Raw genomic sequence first — 21,344 nt, 5'->3', positions numbered from 1 at the left:
CGCCGCGAGGGGTAAACGCGCGAACCGGAACGAACGGACCGCCCTCCTCGAAGCCTACGGGGCCGCCGCCGCCCGGTCACGCGGCCGTCATTCGAGTTCCACGATCCGGCCCGGTTCCCACGGCCGTTCCCAACCGCCCAGCCGCAACACCGTCGCGAGGACCCCGGCGGTGAAACCCCACACCAACAGGCCGTCCATGTCGAAGGCCGGTCCGATGTATCCGGTGGGATGCCGTGCCCGGACCCGGTTGGCGGGGTCGGCGAGATCCCGCAACGGGACCCGGACCGCCATCGCGACCTCCGCCGGGTCGATGGCCAGGATCGGATGGGCGGTGTGCCACCACGCCAACACCGGCGTCACCCGGTAGTTCGTCACGTTGATCCACAACTCCGGCAACGTCGTCACCACCGTGACACTCGCCGGGTCCAGGCCGACCTCCTCATTGGCCTCCCGCAGCGCCGTCGCCACCGCGTCGGCGTCCTCCGGTTCCGTGACACCACCGGGGAAACTCGGCTGGCCCGCGTGGTGCCGCAGCGTCGCGGCCCGCTGCATCAGCAGCACGTCCGGGCCCTCACCGCCTTCGCCCAACAGGATCAACACCGCCGAAGCCCTCGCCCGCGACCCCGGGGGCGGCAGGAACCGGGTGATCTCGCGTCCCTCCACGGCCGCCGCCCGCTGCGCGAGCGGGTGCCACCACGCGGGAAGCACGACGTCGGTGACCGGTCGCGTCATGGAGTGATACCGAAGTGTTCGTCCGCGGCGGCCAACAGGTCGTCGGTGGTCAGGTCGGAGTCCATCAGGGTGCCCTGGGTGGCGCCCTCGGCGTCGATGAAGAAGATCACCGGGAGGGTCACCAGCCCCTGGCTGCGCAACACCTCACCGCGTTCGTCGTACACCGACGGGAACGTCCAACCGAACTCCTCCGCGAAGTACAGCGCCTTGTCGTGGTCGTCCTGGTTGTTGACGCCCACCACCGACACCCGGTCACCGAGCAGTTCGTGGAACTCCTGCACGGCGGGCGCCTCGGCGGCACACGGTGCGCACCACGACGCCCACAGGGTCAACACCAGCGGTTTGCCGCCGGTCAGGCCCACGGTGTAGTCGTTGCCGGTGCCCAGGCAGGGCAGGTTGATGTCGGTGAAGTCCTCCGCCTCCACCGACTCGGAGTTGACCGGGCAGGGGACCGCCCATTCCGGTACGGGATCGGTCTGGGTGGCGGCGTCGGCGTCGCCACCGCAGGCGGTCAGGGTGAGGGCGGCCACCATCGCGGTGACCAGGAACTTGAATCTCATGGTGCGGGGACTCCTGCGGCTGCCGCCAGTTCGGCGACTCGGGGACCTTTCAGCAGTCGGGCCGCCTGTACCGGGTCGGCGGGACCGGTGCCGAAAGAGGGACATAGCCGGGCCAGGGTGCAGGCACCGCAGGCCGGTTTTCGCGCGTGGCAGACCCGTCGGCCGTGGAAGATGACCCGGTGGGAGAACATCGTCCAGTCCTTGCGCGGTATGAGGTCGTCGACGACCCGTTCGATCTTCACGGGATCGGTATGGGTGGTCCAGCCGAACCGCCCGACCAGCCGGGCCAGGTGGGTGTCGACGGTGACGCCCGGGACGCCGAACGCGTTGCCGAGGATCACGTTGGCCGTCTTGCGGCCGATTCCCGGCAACTCCACGAGCTCGGCCATGGTGCGGGGCAGTTCACCGTCGTACCGGGTGACGACGGCGGTCGCGAGGCCGAGCAGGGATTTCGCCTTGTTGCGGAAGAAACCGGTGGAGCGGATCATCTCCTCCAGGTCCGCGATCTCCGCCCCGGCCATGGCCCGGGCGTCGGGGTAGCGGTCGAACAAGGCGGGTGTCGTCAGGTTGACGCGGACATCGGTCGACTGCGCCGACAGGATCGTGGCGACGGCCAACTCGAATGGGTTCCGGAAGTCCAGTTCGCAGTGCGCGTCGGGGTGGGTCTCGGCGAGGATCCGTGCCATCTTGCGTGCCCGCCTGGTCAACGCCAGCGGAGTCTCGCCCGACCGCCGGCCCGGTCTGGTCGCCTCGGTTGTCACGGGCCTAGGTTACGTCGGGGTCGCATCCCGGCTCAACACCACTCCGGGCAGCGTCGCGGTCGCTCGCGGTGACGACCGGGTCGGCGGTGTCGGTTCGCCGCCGGGTGGGCGCGCGCCTACTTCCCGCAGCCGGGTGCCTGCGCCGCCCCACGCCCTGCCCCATGTCTTCAGGGCCACCGGCCTCCGCCCCACTTGGCTTGGAGCCTATCGGACGCCACGCGTGACGGGTCCAGCGTGAAACGGGTGGCCTGTGGATAACCCGCCGGTTGTGGATACCGTTCCGCCGGGGGCGACCGCCCCGGCCGGTGCGAAGCCGGGTGCCAGTCTTGCGAGCCGACGGCCGGGTGGATACCGTAGGCGGACCGTGCCGTTTGTCCGTCGAGTGAGAGAGGCACTGCGCTTCCTCACCGTGATGTCCGCTGGTGGATCACCAGGTTCGCCGACCCCCGTCGCCGTTTCCAAGCTGTTATCCAACCCGATCCGCCGATGCGGTGACGCACCGTTCGGGTTACGGTTCGGTCTACGAATTCGTCATGGGGTCCTTGAGAAAGGTCGTGTACGCCGATGTGGGAGCCCGCCACCGACATCGAGCAGCGAATGCGCGAAGCGTTGCGCGCCGGACGCAGGGAGGACTACTTCCGACTGCTGGCCCGGCTCGAACTGCTGCTGCCCGTTTCCGGTGATGGCGTCAACGCCCCGGGAGGTCCCGGGAGTTGGGCCACGTGGTCCACCCAGGACCGCACCCACGTGCTCGCGTTCACATCGGAGGCGGCGTTGCGCGCCTGCCTGCGCATCCACGCCGGACCGTTCCGTACGGTGCGGTTCACCGCGTTGGCCGACAGCTGGCCTGACGAGGACTGGTGGCTCGCGGTGAACCCGGGGCTGCCGATCGAGGGTTACCTGCCGTCGTGGTTCGTCGCCCAGGTCGCCACGGGTGACACGACCCTGCCGGAGCAGGACATGCCTCCGGCCGAGACCGACCCGGCCGCCGCCGTACCCATGGACAGCCCGTCGTGGCCGCAGGCCGCGCCGGAACCCGCCCGCCGGGAATCCGCCGAGTCGGGATGGCCGTCGTACCCGCCGGAGGACCGTCCGGCGTCGGATGGGTTCGCCCGTTTCGATCCGCCCGCGGAGCCGCCGCGTTACGGCGAACGGGAGACGGTCTATCCGCCCGAGCCGTCCGCGTTCCCGGCCGAGCCGCCCGCCTACCCGGCGGGTCCCTCTGGGTTCTCCGCCGAGCCGCCGGGCTACGCGCCGGAGCCGCCGCCCCCGGCCGCCGCGCCGCAGGGATGGCCGGAGCCGCCGCGCGCGCCCGCCGAGCCGCCGCCGTTGACGACCGTGGTCGCGTTGAGCGAGACCGAGGTGGAGGACCGGTTGGCGCAGGCCGCCAGTTCCGGTGACACCGAGACCTTCCTCGGTGTGCTCATGCAGGGCTGGGCGTACCTGCCGGTCCCGGAGGGGGTTCCCGAGAGCGCCCGGCCGGGCGATCCGGGTTTCCACTGGTACACCGATCTCATCGACGGCGCGTACAGCGCGACGGCGTTCACGACGCAGGTGCGGCTGGCCGCGCGTTACGGCGACCGCCCGTACGTGCGGACGACCTTCGCGCGGGTGGCCGAGCACTGGCCCGGCCTGGAGTATTCGCTGTACGTCAACCCGGGCACAGAGGTGGGCGCGAACATGCCCGGCCCGCAGGTGGCGACCCTCGTCACCTGGGCGCGCAGTAAGGGCCTCATCGAGGCGGCGTACGAGATGGAGGAACGCGCGGCCGGTGCCGAGCGGGCTCCGGAGCGCGCCGTGGTGCCGAAGATGATGCAGAAGGTGGTGCCGCACCACCAGGTGCCGTTGATCCTGGAACGCGGCTACGACCGGGTGGCGGGGTTCGTGCACCACCACGAGGACGTCGAGAACCTGATCACGCCGCACCAGTTGTACTGGGCGCTGGGGTTGCTGCGGGAGGGCGGCGGTTTCTCCTCGGCGGACGAGTCGGTGCACGTGTTGCGCTGGGTCGGGCATCGCGGTGACCTGTACCGGCAGGCGGTCGGCGGCAACGACCCGGAGGCCGCCGCGTCGCGTCCGGGTGGTTGGGTCGTCGAGCCGGAGCCGTTCCGGGGGGACGGGTTCGCGCCCGATCCCGACGGCCGGCGCATTCCGGAGTACAAGGTGGACAGTGTGCGGCTTCCGCACGGTGCGACGATGACCCGGATCCACGCCGACGGTTCCAGTGACGAGGTGGCGTACTTCGACGCCGACCGGCGGGAATGGGTGCAGGTGGGCCGTGGTGAGTCGACCGCTCACGCGTACCGACAGGAGCAGCAGCATGCGTGACGGTTATGTGGCGCGGTGGCGGGGCGTCGAGTACGACGCCAGTCCCGACGGCGGGCACGTCCGGCTCTATTCGCCCGAACCCGGGGAGGGGTTCGTGGAGGTCGCCGACGGCCGGTACCGGCGCGGCGTGCTGTTCGGTGAGCTGGAGGACTTCCACTACGTGCGCACCGTGTGCGAGTGGCGGGGCGAGCAGTTCATGGTGTTGGGCGAGTTCGGGAGTTGGCTGCGCCTGGAGTACGTCGGTGGGGATTCGCACACCGCGCACCGTCTCGGCCTGGAGCCGTACGACATCGGCGTCTACCAGATCTGGGTTCCGCGCGGTGAGGCCGAGGCGGTCAGGGAGATCCGGGTCTGACCCGGCGCGACGCCTCCGGTTGCGCGGAGGAAGAGGTGCGCATCGCCGCCTGTCTCTACCACTACTCGCCGTAGAGCGGTATCCGAATCGTTCGGGCGGCACGCGATCCCTCGCGTGCCGCCTTCTGTCGTCGGGTGACCGGGTGGTCGCGGGTTCCCCATGAGGCGAGTGGATGCGGTAACATGGGAGCTCGTTTGGCAAGCGCTTGCCATATCCGTTCCCCGAAAGAGACCGATATGACCACCCGAATCCCCGTCGGCATCGCCGTCAACGGCGTGACCGGCCGCATGGGCTACCGCCAGCACCTGGTGCGTTCCCTGCTCGCGATCCGTGACCAGGGCGGCCTGCCGAGGCCGGACGGGACGGTCATCTGGCCGGAACCCGTCCTGGTGGGCCGCAACGCCGCCAAACTCGCCGACATCGCGGCCCGCCACGGCATCGACCGGTACACCACCGACCTGGCCGAGGTGCTGTCCGACGACACCGTCCAGATCTACTTCGACGCACTCACCACCCGGCAGCGGGTTCCCGCCGTCACGCAGGCGATCAAGGCCGGCAAGCACGTGTACTGCGAGAAACCCATCGCCACCTCGGTCTCCGAGGCACTCGACCTCGCCCGACTCGCCCGCGACGCGGGAGTCAAGAACGGTGCGGTCGCCGACAAGCTCTACCTGCCGGGCCTCATCAAACTCAAACGGCTCGTCGACAGTGGATTCTTCGGCCGCATCCTGTCGGTACGCGGCGACTTCGGTTACTGGGTCTTCGAAGGAGACTGGCAGCCCGCGCAGCGTCCCTCCTGGAACTACCGCGCCGAGGACGGCGGCGGCATGGTCCTCGACATGTTCCCGCACTGGAGTTACCTGCTCGAAGGCGTCGTCGCACCCGTCGAATCGGTCGTCGCGCAGGTGCGCACCCACGTCCCGCAGCGGTACGACGAGGCGGGCGAACCCTATCGCGCCACCGCCGACGACGCCGCCTACGCGATCTTCGAACTCGCCGGCGGGATCGTGGCCACCATGAACTCGTCGTGGGTGACCCGGGTCTTCCGCGACGAACTCGTCGAGTTCCACGTCGACGGCACCGAGGGCAGCGCGGTCGCCGGACTGCGCCGTTGCCGTGCCCAGCACCGGAGCGTCACACCGAAGCCGGTGTGGAACCCCGACATCCCGCAACCCATCGACTTCCGCTCACAGTGGACCGAAGTGCCGGACAACGCCGAGTTCGACAACGGGTTCATGGCGCAGTGGGCCGACTTCCTGCGCCACGTGGTTGACGACGCCCCCTGGCACCACGACTTCCTCGCCGCCGCGAGGGGAGTGCAACTCGCCGAGGCCGGCTACGAGTCGGCCCGTACCGGTCGGCGAGTCGCGCTGACGGAGCTGGCGCTGTGACCGCCACGGTACGGCTGCCCGACGGCACCCGACACACGATGGGTGAGCCCGCGCCCGCCTCTCCGCAGGGTCCCGCCGGGTCACGGGTCGTCTACGCGGCCGCCCACGTGGTGGCCGACCCCTCGGCAGACACCGGCCCGGGCCGACCCGCGGCCCTGGACTGGGACGCCACGATGGAGTTCCGGAGACACCTGTGGTCACACGGACTCGGTGTCGCCGAGGCCATGGACACCGCCCAGCGCGGCATGGGGCTCGACTGGCCCACGGCCCGGGAACTCATCCGCCGGTCGGCGTCCGAGGCCGGCAGGGGACTGCTCGCCTGCGGCGCGGGCACCGACCAGCTCACCACCCCGGCGTCCCTCGCCGAGATCACCGGCGCCTACGAGGAGCAGTTGGCGCACGTCGAGGACGTCGGCGCGGTACCGATCCTGATGTGCTCACGGGCGTTGGCCGCCACCGCCTCGGGGCCACAGGACTACCGCGACGTCTACGGGCGACTGCTGACGCAGGTGAGGACCCCGGTCATCCTGCACTGGCTGGGACCGATGTTCGACCCGGCGTTGACCGGCTACTGGGGATCCACCGACCTGCGTGCGGCCGCGGACGTGCTGCTGGACCTCATCGCGGCACACCCCGACGCGGTGGACGGCGTCAAGATCTCCCTGTTGGACGCCGCCGCCGAGGTGGCATTCCGGCGGCGACTGCCCGACGGCGTCAAGTGCTACACCGGCGACGACTTCCACTATCCGGAGTTGATCGCCGGAGACGACCGGGGTTACAGCCACGCACTGCTGGGCGTGTTCGATCCGTTGGCGGCCAAGGCGTCTCAGGCGGTGCACCGGCTCGACGCCGGAGACGTCGCCGGATTCCACGACGTCCTGGACCCGACGGTGCCGCTGGCGCGGCGGTTGTTCGAGGCGCCGACCTTCCACTACAAGACCGGTGTGGTGTTCCTGGCGTGGCTGTCGGGGCGGCAACGGCACTTCAGGATGGTCGGTGGCAGCGAGTCGGCGCGGTCGGTGCCGCACCTGGTGTCGGTGTTCACCCTCGCCGACCGGGTGGGCCTGTTCCCGGATCCGGAGTCGGCGGCGGCCAGGATGCGCGCGTGGCTGACCGTGATGGGGGTGGACCAGTGAACCGGTTCGCGCTCAACCACGCGACGACGAAGTTCTGGGACCAGCGTGAGGCCGTGGAGGCGTGCGCCCGGATCGGCGCCGGAATCGGCCTGTGGCGGGAACCGGTGGCGGCGGCCGGCCTGGCGGCGACCGCCGCGCTGGTGCGGGACGCCGGGGTCGCGGTCACCTCGCTGTGCCGGGGAGGGTTCTTCACCGGTGGTGACCGGGCGGCCATCGAGGACAACCGCCGGGCGATCGAGGAGGCGGCGGTGCTCGGCGCACCGGAACTGGTCCTGGTGTGCGGTGGCCTTCCCGACCGCGACACCGGGATCGACACCGCGCGTGCCAGGGTCGCCGAGGCGTTGGCGGAACTGGCGCCGTACGCCGGTGAGGCCGGTGTGCGGCTCGCGATCGAACCGCTGCACCCGATGTTCGCCTCGGACCGCTGCGTGGTGTCCACTCTGGAGCAGGCGGTGGAGTTGGCGGCGCCGTTCCCGGCCGAGACGGTGGGCGTGGTCGTCGACACCTATCACGTGTGGTGGGATCCCCGCGTCTTCGACGCGATAGCCTCCGCCGCCGGCAGGATCAGCAGCTTCCAGGTGGCCGACTGGGTGACGCCGTTGCCGGCCGGGGTCTTGACCGGCAGAGGCCAGTTGGGTGACGGCTGTGTCGACTTCCGCCGCTTCAAGACGGCCGTGGACGCGGCGGGCTACACCGGCCCCATCGAGGTGGAACTCTTCAACGACGTCCTGTGGAGCCGGCCGGGACCGGAGGTCTTCGCCGAGACCGTGGAACGCTTCGCCCGGCACGTCGCCTGATCCGGATCACGTCAGACCCAGGACGAGGCGGAGTCCGTCATCGAGTTGAGGCAGGAGGTATTCCGGTACGGCACCGATCGGTCCGTCCAGATCGGTCTTGTTCAACGTGACCAGTTGGCTGACGTTGATCGTGGAGTCCCGTGACAGTCCGCTCACGGCGGCGGGTAGGAACACATTGCCGGGCGCGGACGACAAAGCGGTGTTCGACGTTATCGCGGCGACGATGACGGTCGCGATGCGACTGTTGTTGAAGGGAGCGGCCTGTATCACCACGACCGGCCGGTGTTTGGCGGGTCGGCTGCCGGTGGTGGGCCCGAGGTCGGCCCAGTAGACGGATCCGCGGTGGATCACCAGTCTTCGTCCTCGTCCGCCAACCGGCGTTTGCCGGCCGAGACGACTTCCTCGGTGATCTCATCGGGGACGCTGAATGCCAGTGCCGCATTCAACCGGTGGGTCAGCGTATGGTTTCGCACGTACGCGACATACCTCTCGGCTGCGGACGTGATGAACTCGGAGCGGCTGACTCCCAGCTCGTCGGCGCATTCCTGCACCTTTCGGAATACCTCGTCGGGCATCGAGATGGCGGTTTTCATGCGGCAAGTATAACCCGGTTATACCGACGCCGCCGAGTACCGGTGGAAACGTGGAACGCTTCGCCCGGCACGTCGCCTGACCCGGGGGCGCTGCCGGAGCGCGACGGCCCGGTGTCGCCTCGCCGCGTCCACGCGGATCGCCTCCGGAGCGCGGAAGATCACAGGACGACGGCCCCTGCGGCTGGGCATCATGGGGCGATGACTGACGACCGGTTCGCGATCCGCCGTGGCCGTACCGGTGACGCCCGGGTGATCCTCGCGCTCCTCGACGGTGCGATGGAATGGCTGGTGTCGCTGGGACGCACCGACCAGTGGGGTAGCAACCCCGCGTCCGCCGAACCCGCGAGGGTGGCGAGGGCGCAGGAGTGGGAACGGGACGAGGGCCTGTACATCGCCACCCTCGACGGTGAACCGGTCGGTGCGCTGGTGGTCGGCGAGGCGATGCCCTACGTGCCACCGGCGACCGTGCCGGAACTGTACGTGCGTTTCCTCGCCAGCGACCGCACCCGGAAGGGATCCCGGATCGGCGCGCGCCTGCTGGAACACGCCGAGACGCTGGCGAGGCGCGCGGGGGTGGAGCGGCTGCGCGTCGACTGTTTCCGGGGACCGGACCTGGCACTGGTGAACTACTACCGGGCGCAGGGGTTCACGCCGACGGAGACGTTCACGGTGCCGCGGCCGGAGGCCGACGACTGGCCCGGCCAGATCCTGGTCCGCGAACTGGCCCCTACCGTTTGATCCACGGCTGAATGAGTGCCGCCGAAGTGTTGCCCGGCACGCTCCACTCCCGGTTGCTCTTGTTGTACATGGCTCCGGGTATGCGGCTGATTATGTTGCGTTCATAGAAGTCTCGGGGCCTCCGGAGAGTGATCCTTGGTGGCGTGACGATCTCCGAGGGGCGGTGTTGCTCGGTACGCCGGCCGTTGGTTCCTCGACGAGGCGGTTGCCTGTCGGCCGACTGGGGGAGCTGCGTCTTCTGCGCGTGGGTCGCAGGAGGCGAAGCGGCGTCTCTCGTCCGAGTCGCCTTCCGGCGGGCACTCTTAGGTTCCAGTGGTCGTGGCTTGGTGGTGCGGGCGGGCTTCTGCGGTGGGATTCGACGTCGATCCGTCGGTGTTCGATATGCCCGGATGTCCTGGCCTAGTTGAACGGTGTCGGTGATCCATACGTCGTTTCGGGCCTCAAGCAGGCTCGCGGCCATATGACGGTACTTCCGAGCCCGGTCGCGCGTCGCCGACTTACCACCGCTTTGAAGGTATGTTGCGATGGCAACCAGTTCACTTGCGAAGCGCTTGGTGGGAAACCGTCCGAAACCCACCACGTGTACATACGGACCCATCTGGCGCTGCCTGGGAACGCTTGGTATGGATGAGCGTTCCGAACCGACCTTGTCCGTGTCCGGTGGTGCCGTCTTGGCTTCACCATGCGGTCGGCTGTCCGTAGCGGACGTGGTGATGTGTGTTCCGGCGGGTTCTGGAATGGAACCGAGCGGGGTGCGGACTCCCTCATTCCGGTACTGACACTCCCCGAGCCCGAAACGCCTGGTGGGTAGACCGGGCCGTTCCATTCCGATCGTGTAGCTGTCGTAGTCGTCGACCTCGTCGAATCTCAGTTGAAGAATCTGATCACGCCGGTACCGGGCGATGTTCGGAGGCAACCGTACTCCGCCGATCGATATGAGGGTCGTTTTGTCACTCCACCGCTGCTGCACGCGGTTGAGCCAGTTGTTCACATCGGTCCCCGACAGGATCACCTCGATGACGCCATGGTCACCGACACGGATGCGCATATCCGTACAGTGGCCGTCCTTCTCCCTCATTCCGAAATCCACCGCTGCCACGGAGTGCCCGAGCTTCTGCAGCCAGGTGTCGAGCGCGGTGGCGATGTGCAGATGGTTCGCGCTCTGTCGGCCCCGATGCCGCGAGGACGACATCCGCCGGCAGGCGAGTGGCGCGGTGGCGTCATGCGGCCGGTGCGAGAAGTGCGGTGCCCGGATCTCGCCTGCTTTCAGCAGGAGCCGTTCTCCGCAGCCGCCCAGGAGCAGGCCACAGTAGAACTGACCGGCGTGTTCCCTCCGTAGTCGCAGCGCGTGGTGGCGTTCCGCTGGTGCGATGACCGGCCGTCGGGACCGTGGGAAATCCAGTACGGCGGTATAGATGCCGAGGTCGTTGGGAGAGGTCATAAGCCCACTATGGAGAAGGTAGCGCCTTGATCACAAGACGTGAGTCGGTGATTCGACATCCGACGGAGACGTTCACGGTGCCGCGGCCGGAGGCCGACGACTGGCCCGGCCAGATCCTGGTCCGCGAACTGGCCTGATCCGCGCCCTCCCGTCCGGCCCCGTGCGGCCGGACGGGAGGTGAGTCGCGTCACTGACATTCGACGCGCACCCGGCGCGCGGCTATAATGGTCGACGTCCTTGTCCCCGACGTCAGGATTCCGATGGAGCGCTAGATCGCCGACACCGCCTCAGGGCACGCCACGACGGCAGACCGTCGTACCGTGTCCGGCGCACGCGATCTGGCTTACCGGACCTCGTCGGGTTTTCTCATGCCCCGGGTATCCCCGCCTCCTTCGCATACCGCGTGACGCGGTGTCGCTTCTCTCATGCCGACATCCGCGATCGCGAGTATTGAGGAGGACACCCGTATGTCTACTTCCATCGTCGTCAACAATCTGAGCTTCCGCTGGCCCGACGGCGCCGAGGTGTTCGACGGACTGGAGTTCGTCGCCAGCGACGGCCGGACCGGTTTCATCGGCGACAACGGCACCGGCAAGTCGACGCTGCTGCGTCTGGTCGCCGGTGTCCTGCGGCCGTCCGGTGGCACCGTCGACGTGGTGGGCGAACTCGAATGGCTGCCGCAGGAGCTGCCGTTGACGCTGCACACCACCGTGGACGAACTGCTCGGCATCGCGGACGTCCGCCGGGCGTTGCGGGCCATCGAGGCCGGTGACGCCGACGAACGCCACTTCACGGTCGTCGGGGACGCCTGGGACGTCGAGGAGATCGCCCGCGCCGAACTCGACCGGCTCGGCCTGGACCACGTGGACCTCGACCGTCCGGTGGCGGGACTGTCCGGTGGGGAGTCCATGCTGGTCGGACTGGCGGGGAAGCTGTTGCGCAAACCCGACATCCTCGTGCTGGACGAGCCCACCAACAACCTGGACATCGTCGCCCGGGAACGGCTCTACCAGGCGGTGGAGGCGTTCGGAGGGACGCTGCTGGTGGTCAGCCACGATCGCGCCCTGCTGGAGAGGATGGACGCCATCGCCGAACTGCGCGACGGGGACATCCGGACCTTCGAGGGGCCGTACTCCGCCTACGAGGCCGCCGTGGAGATCGAGCAGGAGGCGGCTCGCCGGATGGTGCGGGTCGCCAAGGCCGACATGAAACGGCAGAAACAGGAGCTCATCGACACGCAGGTCAAATTGGCCCGCCGGGAACGCTACGGCCGCAAGATGTTCGAGAACACCCGCGAGCCGAAGATCGTCATGAACGCGCGTAAGCGCCAGGCGCAGGTCAGTGCCGCCAAGCTCAAGGGCGACAAGCAGACCGACCTGTCCGACGCCAGGCAGCGGCTGGACGAGGCCGAGGAGGCGGTCAGGGACGACGCGGCGATCCGCGTCGACTTGCCCGAGACGGAGGTACCGGCTGGCCGTGACGTGTGCGTCGTACGGGGCGCGAACCTGGCGCCCGGCGGCGGTGACGGTCCCGACCTGTTCGGGCCGGCGGGTGTCGATCTGCACCTGCGCGGCCCCGAACGGATCGGATTGTTGGGCGCCAACGGGTCCGGCAAGACGACACTGCTGCGGCTGCTGGCCGGGGACCTCGGTCCCCGCTCCGGCACCGTGAAGGTCTCGGTCGCGGCGCACTACCTGCCGCAACGGCTGGAACTGCTCGACGACGACCTGAGCGTCATCGACAACATGCGCCGGTTCGCGCCCTCGGCGTCGAACACGCTGCTCCGTACCAGGCTGGCGAGGTTCCTGTTCCGGACCTCGCGCGCCGACCAGCGGGTCGCCACCCTGTCGGGCGGCGAACGGCTCCGGGCGGCACTCGCGTGCGTGCTGTCGGCCGAGCCGGCCCCGGGACTGCTGATGCTCGACGAACCGACCAACAACCTCGACATGTCGAGTGTCCGGCAGCTCCAGCAGGCGTTGAACGCCTACCGGGGTGCGCTGATACTGGTCAGCCACGACGTGGACTTCCTGCGGGCGGTCGGCGTCAACCGGTGGTACCGGCTCTCGCGCGGTGAGGCGCCGGCCGAGGTCACCGACCCGGCCGACCCGTTCCCCGCCGAGACGACCGCCTGAACGAGGCCGCGGCCGGTCGCGTCCCCGCCGACGCGACCGGCCGCACGGCACGGTGGAGCGGTCGCCCCCGGGCCCGGTTCATGCCAGGATGATGACATGAACATTCCGGGCAGCGGACTGGCCAAGGGGCTCGCGGTCACCCTCAAGACCATGACCAGACCCGTCACCACGCGGCAGTACCCCGACGAGGCCCCGGCGTTGCCGCCCCGGTCGCGCGGCGTCATCGCGTTGCTGGAGGCCAACTGCACGGTGTGCATGCTGTGCGCCAGGGAGTGCCCGGACTGGTGCATCTACATCGACTCCCACAAGGAGACGGTGGAGACGCCCGGAGCGGCCCGCGCCCGGCAGCGCAACGTCCTCGACCGGTTCGACATCGACTTCTCGTTGTGCATGTACTGCGGTATCTGCGTCGAGGTGTGCCCCTTCGACGCGCTGTACTGGTCGCCGGAGTTCGAGTACGCCGAGACCGACATCCGCGACCTCCTGCACGAGAAGGACAGGCTCGGCGAGTGGATGCCCACCGTCCCCGCCCCGCCCGCGCACGACCCGCGCGGTGAGCTGTCCAAAGAGGAGACGACGGCGGAGAAGAAGGGCTGACATGACCGTCACCGACGTCCTGTTGTGCGTGTTCGGCGCGGTGACCCTCGCCGCCGCCGTCCGGGTCGTCACCACCGCCCATCTGGTGCGCGCCGGATTGTGGCTCGTGGTGGCGCTCGGTGGACTCGCCGCGTGCTTCCTGGTGCTGACCGCCGAGCTGGTCGCCTGGGTCCAGGTGCTGATCTACGTCGGCGCGGTCGTAGTGCTGCTGCTGTTCGCGGTGATGCTGACCCGCGCGCCCATCGGCGCGCACGACCGGATGGACCGGCGCCGCTGGCCCGCCGCGCTGGTGGGCGCCGCCGCGGGCGCGGGCCTGGCGGCCGTCCTGATCGAGGCGTTCCGGTGGCGGTGGGTGGACATGGCGGAGGTGGAACCCGGTGGCGCCGAACGGATGGGCGCGGAGGTGTTCGGCTCGTGGGTCCTGCCGTTCGAGCTGCTGTCGGTGCTGTTGCTGTCGGCGCTGATCGGTGCGATCGTGATCTCGGTGCGCCGCCGGGCCGAGGCGGAACCGGACGGGTGAGTCCCGCCCGGTCACGCGCACCGGGACGGACGTGGATCGTCCACATCGGTCCCGGCGCGGTGGTGTCCGACTAGACCTGGCAGTTGAGGCTGCCGCAGCTCGTCGAGCAGTTCGGCAGGATGCGGCAACGACGCCAGCAGCGCATGCCGGCGTGCGACTCCCAACGGATGAAGGTCTCCTCGGCGCAGCCGGCGCCGGCGGTGGTGCCGCCGACCAGTCGGCCGAGCACGCGGTCGGCGATGGAGTTCACAAAGGACATGTTGACGATCCCTTCCCTTGAGGTACAAGACCGGAACCGGGGACGTCCAGGTCCTCATCGGATGTCCGCCGGTTCCGTTCGGGACCCTAGGCGGCTCAAGGGGACGCGACGACCGCCGCCGCCGGTTTTGTGATCTTCACCCGAGAGGTCACCCGTGTCACGCGTTGCGCGCCACCATGTAGTCGCAGATGCCCGCGAGGGCGTCACGGGCCGGACAGGCCGGCAGTTCCGCGGTGATCGCCTTGGCCCGGTCGCCGTACTCGTGGAGGGTCTGCCGCGCCCGGTCCATCGCCGGGGACGCCCGGAGCAGTTCCAGCGTCTCGGGCAGGTCCTCCTCCGCGACCGGCCCCGACACCAGTTCCCGCAGCCGGGGGGAGGTGTCCTCGCCGATCTTCGCGTACAGGACGGGCAGCGTCGGGACGCCCTCCATCAGGTCGGTGCCCTGCGTCTTCCCGGAGGTGTCGTCGTCGGAGGCGATGTCGAGCAGGTCGTCCGAGAGCTGGAACGCCACACCGATGGTCTCGCCGAAGTCGGCGACCGCGTCCACCACGTCGGTCGACGCGCCCGCGAACTGGGCGCCGAGCCGGGCCGCGGTGGCGATGAGCGAACCGGTCTTCTCCGCCAGCACGTGCAGGTACCACTTCACCGGGTCGACCCCGTCGGGCGGTCCCACGGTCTCGGCGATCTGGCCGTGGACCAGCCGCGAGAACGTCCGCGCCTGCGTCGACACGGTCTCGGAACCGAGTTCGGCGACCAGTTCCGACGCCACCGCGAACAGGTAGTCGCCGGTGAGGATGGCGATCGAGTTCGACCAGCGCGAGTTGGCGCTGGGCGCGCCCCGGCGCTTGGACGCCTCGTCCATGACGTCGTCGTGGTACAGCGTCGCCAGGTGGGTCAGCTCCATGACCAGGGCCGACTCGATCACACCCCGGGCCGTCGGGTCACCGAAGTGCGCGGCGGTGATCGCGAGCATCGGACGGAACCGTTTACCGCCCGCCTTGAACAGGTGCGAGGCGGCCTCCGTCAGGAACGGGTCGCCGGATTCCACCACCTCGTGCAGCCGCCGCTCCACGACCTCCAGTCCCGAGGAGACCGAGGCTTCCAGCCGCGGGTCCACGAACTCCAACGGCGTCGCTCGTTGCGCCAAACTCACCACGCCACCACGATACTTTCCCCGTCATCGATGGGCGCCGTCCCGCCCTGTGGCCCAGTCGACAATTAGGCGGCGACGCTGGTCGCGCTCACCGGAGGGCCAACAGCATGCGGCGGCCGATCACCATGAGCACCGCACCGACGACCATGAGTACCGCCATCGCGGACCAGGCGACCGGGTAGCCCGACAGGTCCACCAGGGCACCGAAGCCGAGCGGGCCGATCGCCCCGCCGAGGTACACGCCGGTCTGGGTGACACCGGTCGCGGCGGCGGGCGCGTCGGGGTGGGTGCGGGTGACGGCGAAGTTGAGCAGTCCCGGCCACGCCCAGCCGAGCGCGAACCCGACGGCGGTACCGACCGGGATGATCCACGCCACCGGGGTCGCCAGCATCGCGAGCCCGGCCGCGCCGGTGGCGAGCATGACCGCGATCATGGTCAACCGGCCGCCGTCGCGGCGGTCGGCGAGCCACCCGACACCGATGCGGGCGGACACGCCCGCGAGCCCGCCGAGCGTGACGGTCAGGCCCGCCGCGGCCTCGGACACGCCGCGGAACACCGCGTAGTCGGCGATGAACGACCCGAGCGGGTTGGCGGCGGTGGCGCCGAACGCCCCGGCGACGGTGATGACGACGAGTGCCCGGCTCGGTCTGCGCCGGACGGGCGGCCGGGTCGCCGGTGCGGCGACCCGCTTCGGCAGCACGGTCAGCGCCGCCGCCGCCAGCAACGCCGCCAGTACGAACGCCCACCGCCAGCCGACGGTCAACGCGACGACCGGTACCGAGATCCCGGCGAGGGTGGTCGAGGCGGGGACGGCGGCCTGTTTCACCCCGAACAGGAGTCCCTGTCGGTGAGCCGGGACCCGTTTGGCGAGCAGGGCGTTCGACGACAGTTGGCCGAGGCTGTTGGCGGGGCCGGCCAGCACCAGGACCGCCACCAGCATCAGGTAGTGGACCGACGCGGCGATTCCGGCGAGGGACACCGCCGACAGCAGGATCGCGGCCACCGCCGTGCCGCGCACGCCCACCCGTTCGACGAGCCGACCCGTCCAGACGCTCACGAGGGCGCTGGAGGAGAAGTACAGGGCGACGGCGAGGCCGAGGCCGGCCGCGGAGAACCCCAGTTCGTCCGCCATCTGCACGCTGAGTCCGCCTACCAGGAAGACGGGGCAGACGGTGGCGACGGTGGTGCTCACCGCCGCCGCGGCGGCACGTTGTGGAGAGGTCACCGCCGACACGGTACCGGTGCGCGGCGGAGAAGTCACCGGATCGGCAAGCGGTTGTCGCCACAGTCGGCGCGTGGCGCGGGTCCGCGCGGAACCCGGGACGACGGGGAGACGGTGGTGGGGTCGTTGTCCCCCCGTCGCCGCGGATACGGCGGACCGTTGGTGGGGAACGGTCCGCCGGAGGCCCGCGTCCACACAGGTGGGGGTGGAACACGAGCCGTACTTTGAGTCCGCATCACATGGACTCGTCAACTATCCCCCGTGTCGGGCACCGTCGCCACTCGACGTTTTTCATATTGTGAAACCGTGACGCCGTAGACACAGTTGTCACCAATAAGGTATGACAGAAGCGCCCGATCCGATGCAGGCGACGGGGATTGTGACGACGAAGGTGGGAATGACGAATGGCTGGGGGCCAGAGACCCGGCGCGGCGGCACCGAATCCACGACCGAACCGGAAACCTGAACCTACTGATCTGATCCGTAGTGTCCAGCGCGCGTTGCGGGTCATGGAGGCGATCGGTGCCTCGCCCGACGGTCTGACCGCGAAACAGATCGCGCGAAGGTGCGGCCTGACACTGCCGACGGCGTACCACCTGGTGCGCACACTGACCTATGAGGAGTATCTGATCCGTGTCGAGGGCGGCCGGTTCCAGGTGGGGCTGGCCGTGTCCGACCGGTTCGCCGACCTGGCCGCCACGATGCGCGGCCCGTCGACGGTCGCGGAGGTGTTGCGCCGCACGGTCGGCGACACCGGTTACAGCCACTACCTGGGCCGCATGGTCGACGGCCGGGTCGCCATCACCGCGGTCAACGAGGGCGCGAGATCGCCGCACCTGGAGGACCTGATACTCGGTTTCGACGAGGGTGCCCACGCCACCGCCCTGGGCAAGGCGCTGTTGTCGACCATGTCCACCCAGGAACGGCGCTACTACCTCAGCGAGGCGGGGATGCGCAGGTACACCGAGTACACCGTCACCGAACCCCGGGAACTCGAATACGACCTGGCGAAGCTCGCGGCCGAGGGCGTCTACACCGAGATCAACCAGTTCCGGGACGGCGTGGGCTGTGTGGCCTCGGTGGTGCGGGACGATCCCGACCCCCGGTGCCGCACCGTGATCGCCTGCACGATGCCGTTGACGGAGCTGCGTCTCTACGGCACCAGGGTGAAGAACCGGTTGCGACGGGCCGCCGACGAACTGGAGCCGCTGCTGTAGGCCGCTCACGACGAGGGCCGGGCGCCCGGCCACCGACGTCGCCCGTCGAGTGACCCTTCGCCCGGCCCGTCGCTCTCGAGTCAGCGGCGCTTGCGCTTCTTGGACTCCTTCTTGTCCGGAATCACCAGGTTCACGATCCAACTCACGACGGCGACCACCAGCGCGCCCAGCATCGCCCACCAGAAGTTCTCCACATTGAACGGAAGATCGAACCAGCCCGCGATCAGGTCGACGAGTAGGAACAACGCGGCGTTGACCACGAGTGCGAACAGTCCCAGGCTGGCCGCATAGAGCGCGCAACCGAGCACCTTGACCACCGGTTTGACGATCCCGTTGACGAGTCCGAAGATCAACGCCACCGCCAGGAGCGTTCCGATGTGGCCCAGGGTGGTGTCGGCGGTGGACTCGATGTGGGGGGCGAAGATGAGAGTCGTGATCCACAGCGCGAACGCGGTCACGACGAGATTGAGGAGGTATCTCATCTGGCACATGGTGCCAGATGAGTACAAAACCGCACGGTGTGCCGGATCGGCGCGCGACGCCGTCCGGGCACGACCCGGCGCGTCCGCCGGGCCGGCCGAGCTCTTACAGGAGGCCGGCGCCGAGCATGCTGATGCAGCAGAGGATGACCACCAGCACGAACGGGACCACCATGAGTCCGATGAGGACTCCGACGCCGTTGAACTTCTGCGGCGGCGGGCCGATCGAACCCGGCACGAACAGGTTGACGAGGGGACTGCGGTACTCGATGGGGACGTTCTGGCCCGCGGGGACGTTGATCTGGGTCTCTGCCGCACCGAAGTCCCACAGCCAGGGGCTGACGACCTTCACGGTGTGGTAGCCGGCGGTGACGGGGAAGGTGTTCTGGTTCCACTGGGCGTTGGGCATCTGCTGCCCGTCGATGAAGATCTTCGGCTTCAACAGGAAGAGGATCCAGTTGAGGACGAAGAACTTCGCGTCGACGGTGATCCAGCCCTGGCCGCCGCCCCCGGCGGGCGGGCCGTATCCGGGTTGTTGACCGTAGCCCGGCTGCTGCTGCCCGTATCCGGGCTGCTGACCGTAGCCCGGCTGCTGCTGCCCGTAACCCGGCTGCTGCCCGTAACCGGGCTGCTGGCCGTAGCCCGGCTGTTGTCCGTAGCCGGGTTGCTGTGGGTATGTCATGTGATTCCAGCTCGTAGCGCGTCGGATGTATAAGTGAGGTGACGCCCCGGCCCTTCGACCCGTGAACGCGTGCGGCGAGGACCGGGAACCGGTACCTCACGATGCGGCGACACGTGTGTGGTCGATGGGGTGGGGCCGCGCCGTGGCGCGGGGGTCGTCTCCTGCGGGAGCGTACCGTGACCGCGCACCCCCTGGAGGAACGCGGTGACGCCCCGACCGTGAAGAGACGCATCTCACCCCCGGCCCGCGGCCCGGGGGGTGGGTCCGGCGCGGCGTTCCGCACGCAACCGGATCATGCGTTGGGGCGTGTCCCTAGACAGATCAGCCGCGTTGAGAAGACCGTGAGGAGACGTCGATGGCAAGCACACTGGCGCTGGGCGGCGCCGTGCCTCTTGACATCGGTCACCCCCCGGGGTGTGTGGTGAACCGGCCGCCAGGAAAAATGGCCTCTACCGTCGGAGTGACGATCATCTCCGACGGCGTCCAGGCGTCGGAACTTGACGGAGTGCGCGTGCGGTCGGAAAGCGAGTTCATCGCGCTCTACGAGACGCGATTCGGAGAACTCGCTGCCCAGGTGTACGCGTACACCTCCGACGCGAGTGAGGCCCAGGACCTCGTCCAGGAGGCGTTCCTGCGGGCCTGGCAGCGGTGGGACACCGTCGGCGGCTACGACGAGCCGTTGGCGTGGATCCGGCGCGTCGCCTGGAACCTGGCCACCTCACGGCATCGCCGCGTCGCGGTCGCCCGCCGCTTCCTGCAGCGGTCGTCCCCACCCGAACCCCACCCCGGTATGAGCCCCGACCACGTCGCCCTGGTGGCGGCGCTGCGGAAGCTCCCCGAGAAGCAGCGGCGCGCCGTCGTGCTGCACTACCTCGGTGACCTGTCGGTGGCCGAGATCGCCGCCCAGACCGGCGCCAAGGAGGGCACGGTGAAGTCGTGGCTTCATCGCGGCCGTAGTGAACTCGCCCGCTACCTCAACGAGTTCGAGGCCACCGGCGAGCTCCGCCGACCCGGTGAGGTGAGCAGACGTGGCTGAACCCCGTGGCCCCGAGGTGGTGACCGATGACGGCGAGGACATCGTCGCGGCCGCGTTCGCGTCGTACCGGTCCGCCGCTCCCGAGCACTTCTCGCCCGCACCCGCCGGCGCCCTGATGAGCCGGTCCGCCCGTTCCCGGCAGCCGCGCCGCAGGGCGTTGAGCCTGTCGATGGCGGGCCTGGCGTTCACGGGCCTGATGGTGGCCGGCGTGTCGGTGGCGCAGAACGTCGCCTCCCCGGACGTGGAGGAGCCCTCCGTGCTCGGCGCGGGTTCCGAGACGGCCGACGGTGACGCGGACGTCTCGGTCGACTCGTCCATCCCGGGAGCCAGTCCCAGTCTTCCGCCGAGCAGTCCCGACCCGGTCGAGGCGCAGTTGTTGGCGCTGTCGATCACCCTGCCGGCGTGGCCCGGCGAACTCGGTGAACGCTGTCCGGCCGGTGAGTACGCCTTCGCGCCGCACGACGGCCCGGACGGCACGACCTCCAACAAGCCGAAGGGGTCTCCCAGCCCCGAGGAGGACTCCGACTCGTGGGTCCTGCTGCCCGGTGACACGCACGCGATGCGCACCGACCTCGACGGCAAGGCCGCCGAGGAGGTCATCGTGCCCGTCGCCTGCGGCGACGTCCCCGGCGTGATCGCGCTGTACCACCAACCGGACTCCTTCGACGCGGTCGAGTTCGTCTACACCTCCCCGAAGGAGGAGGAGCCGATCGCGGTGGCCGCCGTCGACAGCTCCACGGTCACGCTCAGCATCCCGTCGAAGGACTCCACGACGTTGCGGCAGTTCACCTTCGACGGTGAACAATTCACTGAAACGACCGGGACGCCGCCCGCGGACGAGCCGTCGACGGGACCGTCCGGTTCACCGGGACCCAGCGGCGAACCGTCCCCCACTCCCAGCGGGTCGCAGGACCCGCCCGGTGGTGAGGACCCCGGCAACAACGGCACCGGCGACACGGGAGGATCCGGCACCGCCAAACCCGACGGCACCGGGGACTCCTCCCGTAGCCTTGAAAGCTCACAATCGCCCGGCTGACCGGCGAGTGAGGCTACGGCGACATCGGTGTCGTCCGTCGCACACCGCGATATCCCCGAACCCGCGACGTACGATCGCGAGTGTAAGAGTTTTGCGGTGGTGGATGGTCCATGGCGAGAGAGTGTGGCAACGGGCATGGTGACGTACGGGTCCCGGCGGCGGCCGGAACCGGGTGTCGC

At 69.3% G+C, this 21,344-nt stretch carries 22 protein-coding genes and 2 pseudogenes; 13 read left to right on the top strand and 11 right to left on the bottom strand.

Going from position 1 to position 21,344, the window contains the following annotated elements:
• Positions 1 to 87: 87 nt before the first annotated feature.
• The 3 genes from LX16_RS19715 to nth are packed head-to-tail and all read right to left on the bottom strand — an operon-like array spanning position 88 to position 1,978.
• Positions 88 to 732 (bottom strand): NUDIX hydrolase, encoded by a 645-nt coding sequence (locus tag LX16_RS19715; RefSeq protein ID WP_147141258.1) that lies wholly within the window; start codon positions 730 to 732, stop codon positions 88 to 90.
• On the bottom strand, positions 729 to 1,292 hold the full coding sequence (locus LX16_RS19710; RefSeq protein WP_158645661.1) for a TlpA family protein disulfide reductase: 564 nt from the start codon (positions 1,290 to 1,292) through the stop codon (positions 729 to 731). The genes LX16_RS19715 and LX16_RS19710 overlap by 4 nt, the downstream gene beginning before the upstream one ends.
• Positions 1,289 to 1,978, bottom strand: coding sequence for an endonuclease III (gene nth, locus LX16_RS19705; protein WP_147142047.1), 690 nt, complete (start codon positions 1,976 to 1,978; stop codon positions 1,289 to 1,291). Before nth ends, LX16_RS19710 begins: the two co-directional genes overlap by 4 nt.
• 639 nt (positions 1,979 to 2,617) lie before the next feature.
• Here nth and LX16_RS28360 point away from each other — a divergent pair.
• The 6 genes and pseudogenes from LX16_RS28360 to LX16_RS19680 all read left to right on the top strand — a co-directional run.
• A pseudogene (locus LX16_RS28360) lies at positions 2,618 to 3,016 on the top strand (SseB family protein); the annotation flags it as partial.
• Positions 3,014 to 4,381 (top strand): SseB family protein, encoded by a 1,368-nt coding sequence (locus tag LX16_RS19700; protein ID WP_483263574.1) that lies wholly within the window; start codon positions 3,014 to 3,016, stop codon positions 4,379 to 4,381. The pseudogene LX16_RS28360 and the gene LX16_RS19700, both read left to right, overlap by 3 nt.
• Positions 4,374 to 4,736 carry a hypothetical protein gene (locus tag LX16_RS19695; RefSeq protein WP_147141252.1) on the top strand — a complete coding sequence of 121 codons (363 nt, stop codon included), beginning with the start codon at positions 4,374 to 4,376 and terminating at the stop codon, positions 4,734 to 4,736. Before LX16_RS19700 ends, LX16_RS19695 begins: the two co-directional genes overlap by 8 nt.
• Before the next feature lie 236 nt (positions 4,737 to 4,972).
• Positions 4,973 to 6,127, top strand: coding sequence for a Gfo/Idh/MocA family protein (locus LX16_RS19690; RefSeq protein WP_147141249.1), 1,155 nt, complete (start codon positions 4,973 to 4,975; stop codon positions 6,125 to 6,127).
• A gap of 38 nt (positions 6,128 to 6,165) precedes the next feature.
• Positions 6,166 to 7,263, top strand: a complete 1,098-nt coding sequence (locus tag LX16_RS19685; RefSeq protein WP_147142040.1) for a DUF993 family protein — start codon at positions 6,166 to 6,168, stop codon at positions 7,261 to 7,263.
• On the top strand, positions 7,260 to 8,060 hold the full coding sequence (locus LX16_RS19680; protein WP_147142043.1) for a sugar phosphate isomerase/epimerase family protein: 801 nt from the start codon (positions 7,260 to 7,262) through the stop codon (positions 8,058 to 8,060). The genes LX16_RS19685 and LX16_RS19680 overlap by 4 nt, the downstream gene beginning before the upstream one ends.
• Before the next feature lie 6 nt (positions 8,061 to 8,066).
• Here LX16_RS19680 and LX16_RS19675 read toward each other — a convergent pair whose 3' ends face one another.
• Together LX16_RS19675 and LX16_RS19670 are read right to left on the bottom strand one after the other, a co-directional pair.
• Positions 8,067 to 8,414, bottom strand: a complete 348-nt coding sequence (locus LX16_RS19675) for a type II toxin-antitoxin system PemK/MazF family toxin (RefSeq protein WP_147141246.1) — start codon at positions 8,412 to 8,414, stop codon at positions 8,067 to 8,069.
• Positions 8,408 to 8,653 (bottom strand): ribbon-helix-helix protein, CopG family, encoded by a 246-nt coding sequence (locus tag LX16_RS19670; protein WP_147141243.1) that lies wholly within the window; start codon positions 8,651 to 8,653, stop codon positions 8,408 to 8,410. The genes LX16_RS19675 and LX16_RS19670 overlap by 7 nt, the downstream gene beginning before the upstream one ends.
• Before the next feature lie 198 nt (positions 8,654 to 8,851).
• Here LX16_RS19670 and LX16_RS19665 point away from each other — a divergent pair, with 198 nt between their 5' ends.
• Positions 8,852 to 9,391, top strand: coding sequence for a GNAT family N-acetyltransferase (locus LX16_RS19665; RefSeq protein WP_147141241.1), 540 nt, complete (start codon positions 8,852 to 8,854; stop codon positions 9,389 to 9,391).
• On the opposite strand, the gene LX16_RS19660 is transcribed toward LX16_RS19665, so the two are convergent.
• Positions 9,381 to 10,832, bottom strand: a complete 1,452-nt coding sequence (locus LX16_RS19660) for a competence protein CoiA family protein (RefSeq protein ID WP_147141237.1) — start codon at positions 10,830 to 10,832, stop codon at positions 9,381 to 9,383. The two genes, LX16_RS19665 and LX16_RS19660, sit on opposite strands and share 11 nt — an antisense overlap.
• Positions 10,833 to 11,299: 467 nt before the next feature.
• Between LX16_RS19660 and LX16_RS19655 the strand changes: the two genes are divergently transcribed.
• The 3 genes and pseudogenes from LX16_RS19655 (at position 11,300) to LX16_RS19645 (ending at position 14,081) form a co-directional block, all read left to right on the top strand.
• Positions 11,300 to 12,964, top strand: a complete 1,665-nt coding sequence (locus LX16_RS19655; protein WP_147141234.1) for an ABC-F family ATP-binding cassette domain-containing protein — start codon at positions 11,300 to 11,302, stop codon at positions 12,962 to 12,964.
• Between the two features lie 96 nt (positions 12,965 to 13,060).
• A pseudogene (locus LX16_RS19650) lies at positions 13,061 to 13,555 on the top strand (NuoI/complex I 23 kDa subunit family protein); the annotation flags it as partial.
• Positions 13,556 to 13,562: 7 nt separating this feature from the next.
• Positions 13,563 to 14,081: an NADH-quinone oxidoreductase subunit J family protein gene (locus tag LX16_RS19645; RefSeq protein ID WP_147141229.1), complete on the top strand. Its 519-nt coding sequence runs from the start codon at positions 13,563 to 13,565 to the stop codon at positions 14,079 to 14,081.
• Between the two features lie 70 nt (positions 14,082 to 14,151).
• Here LX16_RS19645 and LX16_RS19640 read toward each other — a convergent pair whose 3' ends face one another.
• From LX16_RS19640 to LX16_RS19630, 3 genes are all read right to left on the bottom strand, one after another.
• Positions 14,152 to 14,340 (bottom strand): hypothetical protein, encoded by a 189-nt coding sequence (locus tag LX16_RS19640; RefSeq protein ID WP_147141226.1) that lies wholly within the window; start codon positions 14,338 to 14,340, stop codon positions 14,152 to 14,154.
• 157 nt (positions 14,341 to 14,497) lie between these two features.
• The gene (locus LX16_RS19635; RefSeq protein WP_170283880.1) at positions 14,498 to 15,496 is read right to left on the bottom strand and encodes a polyprenyl synthetase family protein; all 999 of its coding nucleotides are present in this window, start codon (positions 15,494 to 15,496) and stop codon (positions 14,498 to 14,500) included.
• Positions 15,497 to 15,581: 85 nt separating this feature from the next.
• Positions 15,582 to 16,718 (bottom strand): MFS transporter, encoded by a 1,137-nt coding sequence (locus LX16_RS19630; RefSeq protein ID WP_244615902.1) that lies wholly within the window; start codon positions 16,716 to 16,718, stop codon positions 15,582 to 15,584.
• 401 nt (positions 16,719 to 17,119) lie between these two features.
• Here LX16_RS19630 and LX16_RS19625 point away from each other — a divergent pair, with 401 nt between their 5' ends.
• Positions 17,120 to 17,932, top strand: a complete 813-nt coding sequence (locus LX16_RS19625) for an IclR family transcriptional regulator (RefSeq protein ID WP_147141223.1) — start codon at positions 17,120 to 17,122, stop codon at positions 17,930 to 17,932.
• A gap of 80 nt (positions 17,933 to 18,012) precedes the next feature.
• Here the strand turns inward: LX16_RS19625 and LX16_RS19620 are convergent, their stop codons facing one another.
• A complete protein-coding gene (locus LX16_RS19620) occupies positions 18,013 to 18,414 on the bottom strand; it encodes a phage holin family protein (protein ID WP_147141220.1) in 402 nt (133 codons plus the stop codon).
• A gap of 103 nt (positions 18,415 to 18,517) precedes the next feature.
• Positions 18,518 to 19,093 carry a hypothetical protein gene (locus LX16_RS19615; protein ID WP_147141217.1) on the bottom strand — a complete coding sequence of 192 codons (576 nt, stop codon included), beginning with the start codon at positions 19,091 to 19,093 and terminating at the stop codon, positions 18,518 to 18,520.
• Positions 19,094 to 19,604: 511 nt separating this feature from the next.
• On the opposite strand from LX16_RS19615, the gene LX16_RS19610 reads away from it, so the two are divergent.
• Entirely contained in the window at positions 19,605 to 20,129 is a 525-nt protein-coding gene (locus LX16_RS19610) for a SigE family RNA polymerase sigma factor (RefSeq protein ID WP_211354632.1), read from the top strand.
• Complete coding sequence (locus LX16_RS19605) at positions 20,122 to 21,165, top strand: hypothetical protein (RefSeq protein WP_147141210.1); 1,044 nt, start codon at positions 20,122 to 20,124, stop codon at positions 21,163 to 21,165. The genes LX16_RS19610 and LX16_RS19605 overlap by 8 nt, the downstream gene beginning before the upstream one ends.
• Positions 21,166 to 21,344 lie beyond the last annotated feature (179 nt).

The sequence above is a fragment of the Stackebrandtia albiflava genome (assembly GCF_007994225.1).
Lineage (GTDB): Bacteria > Actinomycetota > Actinomycetes > Mycobacteriales > Micromonosporaceae > Stackebrandtia > Stackebrandtia albiflava.
The sequence above is the reverse complement of the archived record's forward strand: the minus strand, read 5'-3'. Positions and strand labels throughout refer to the sequence as shown.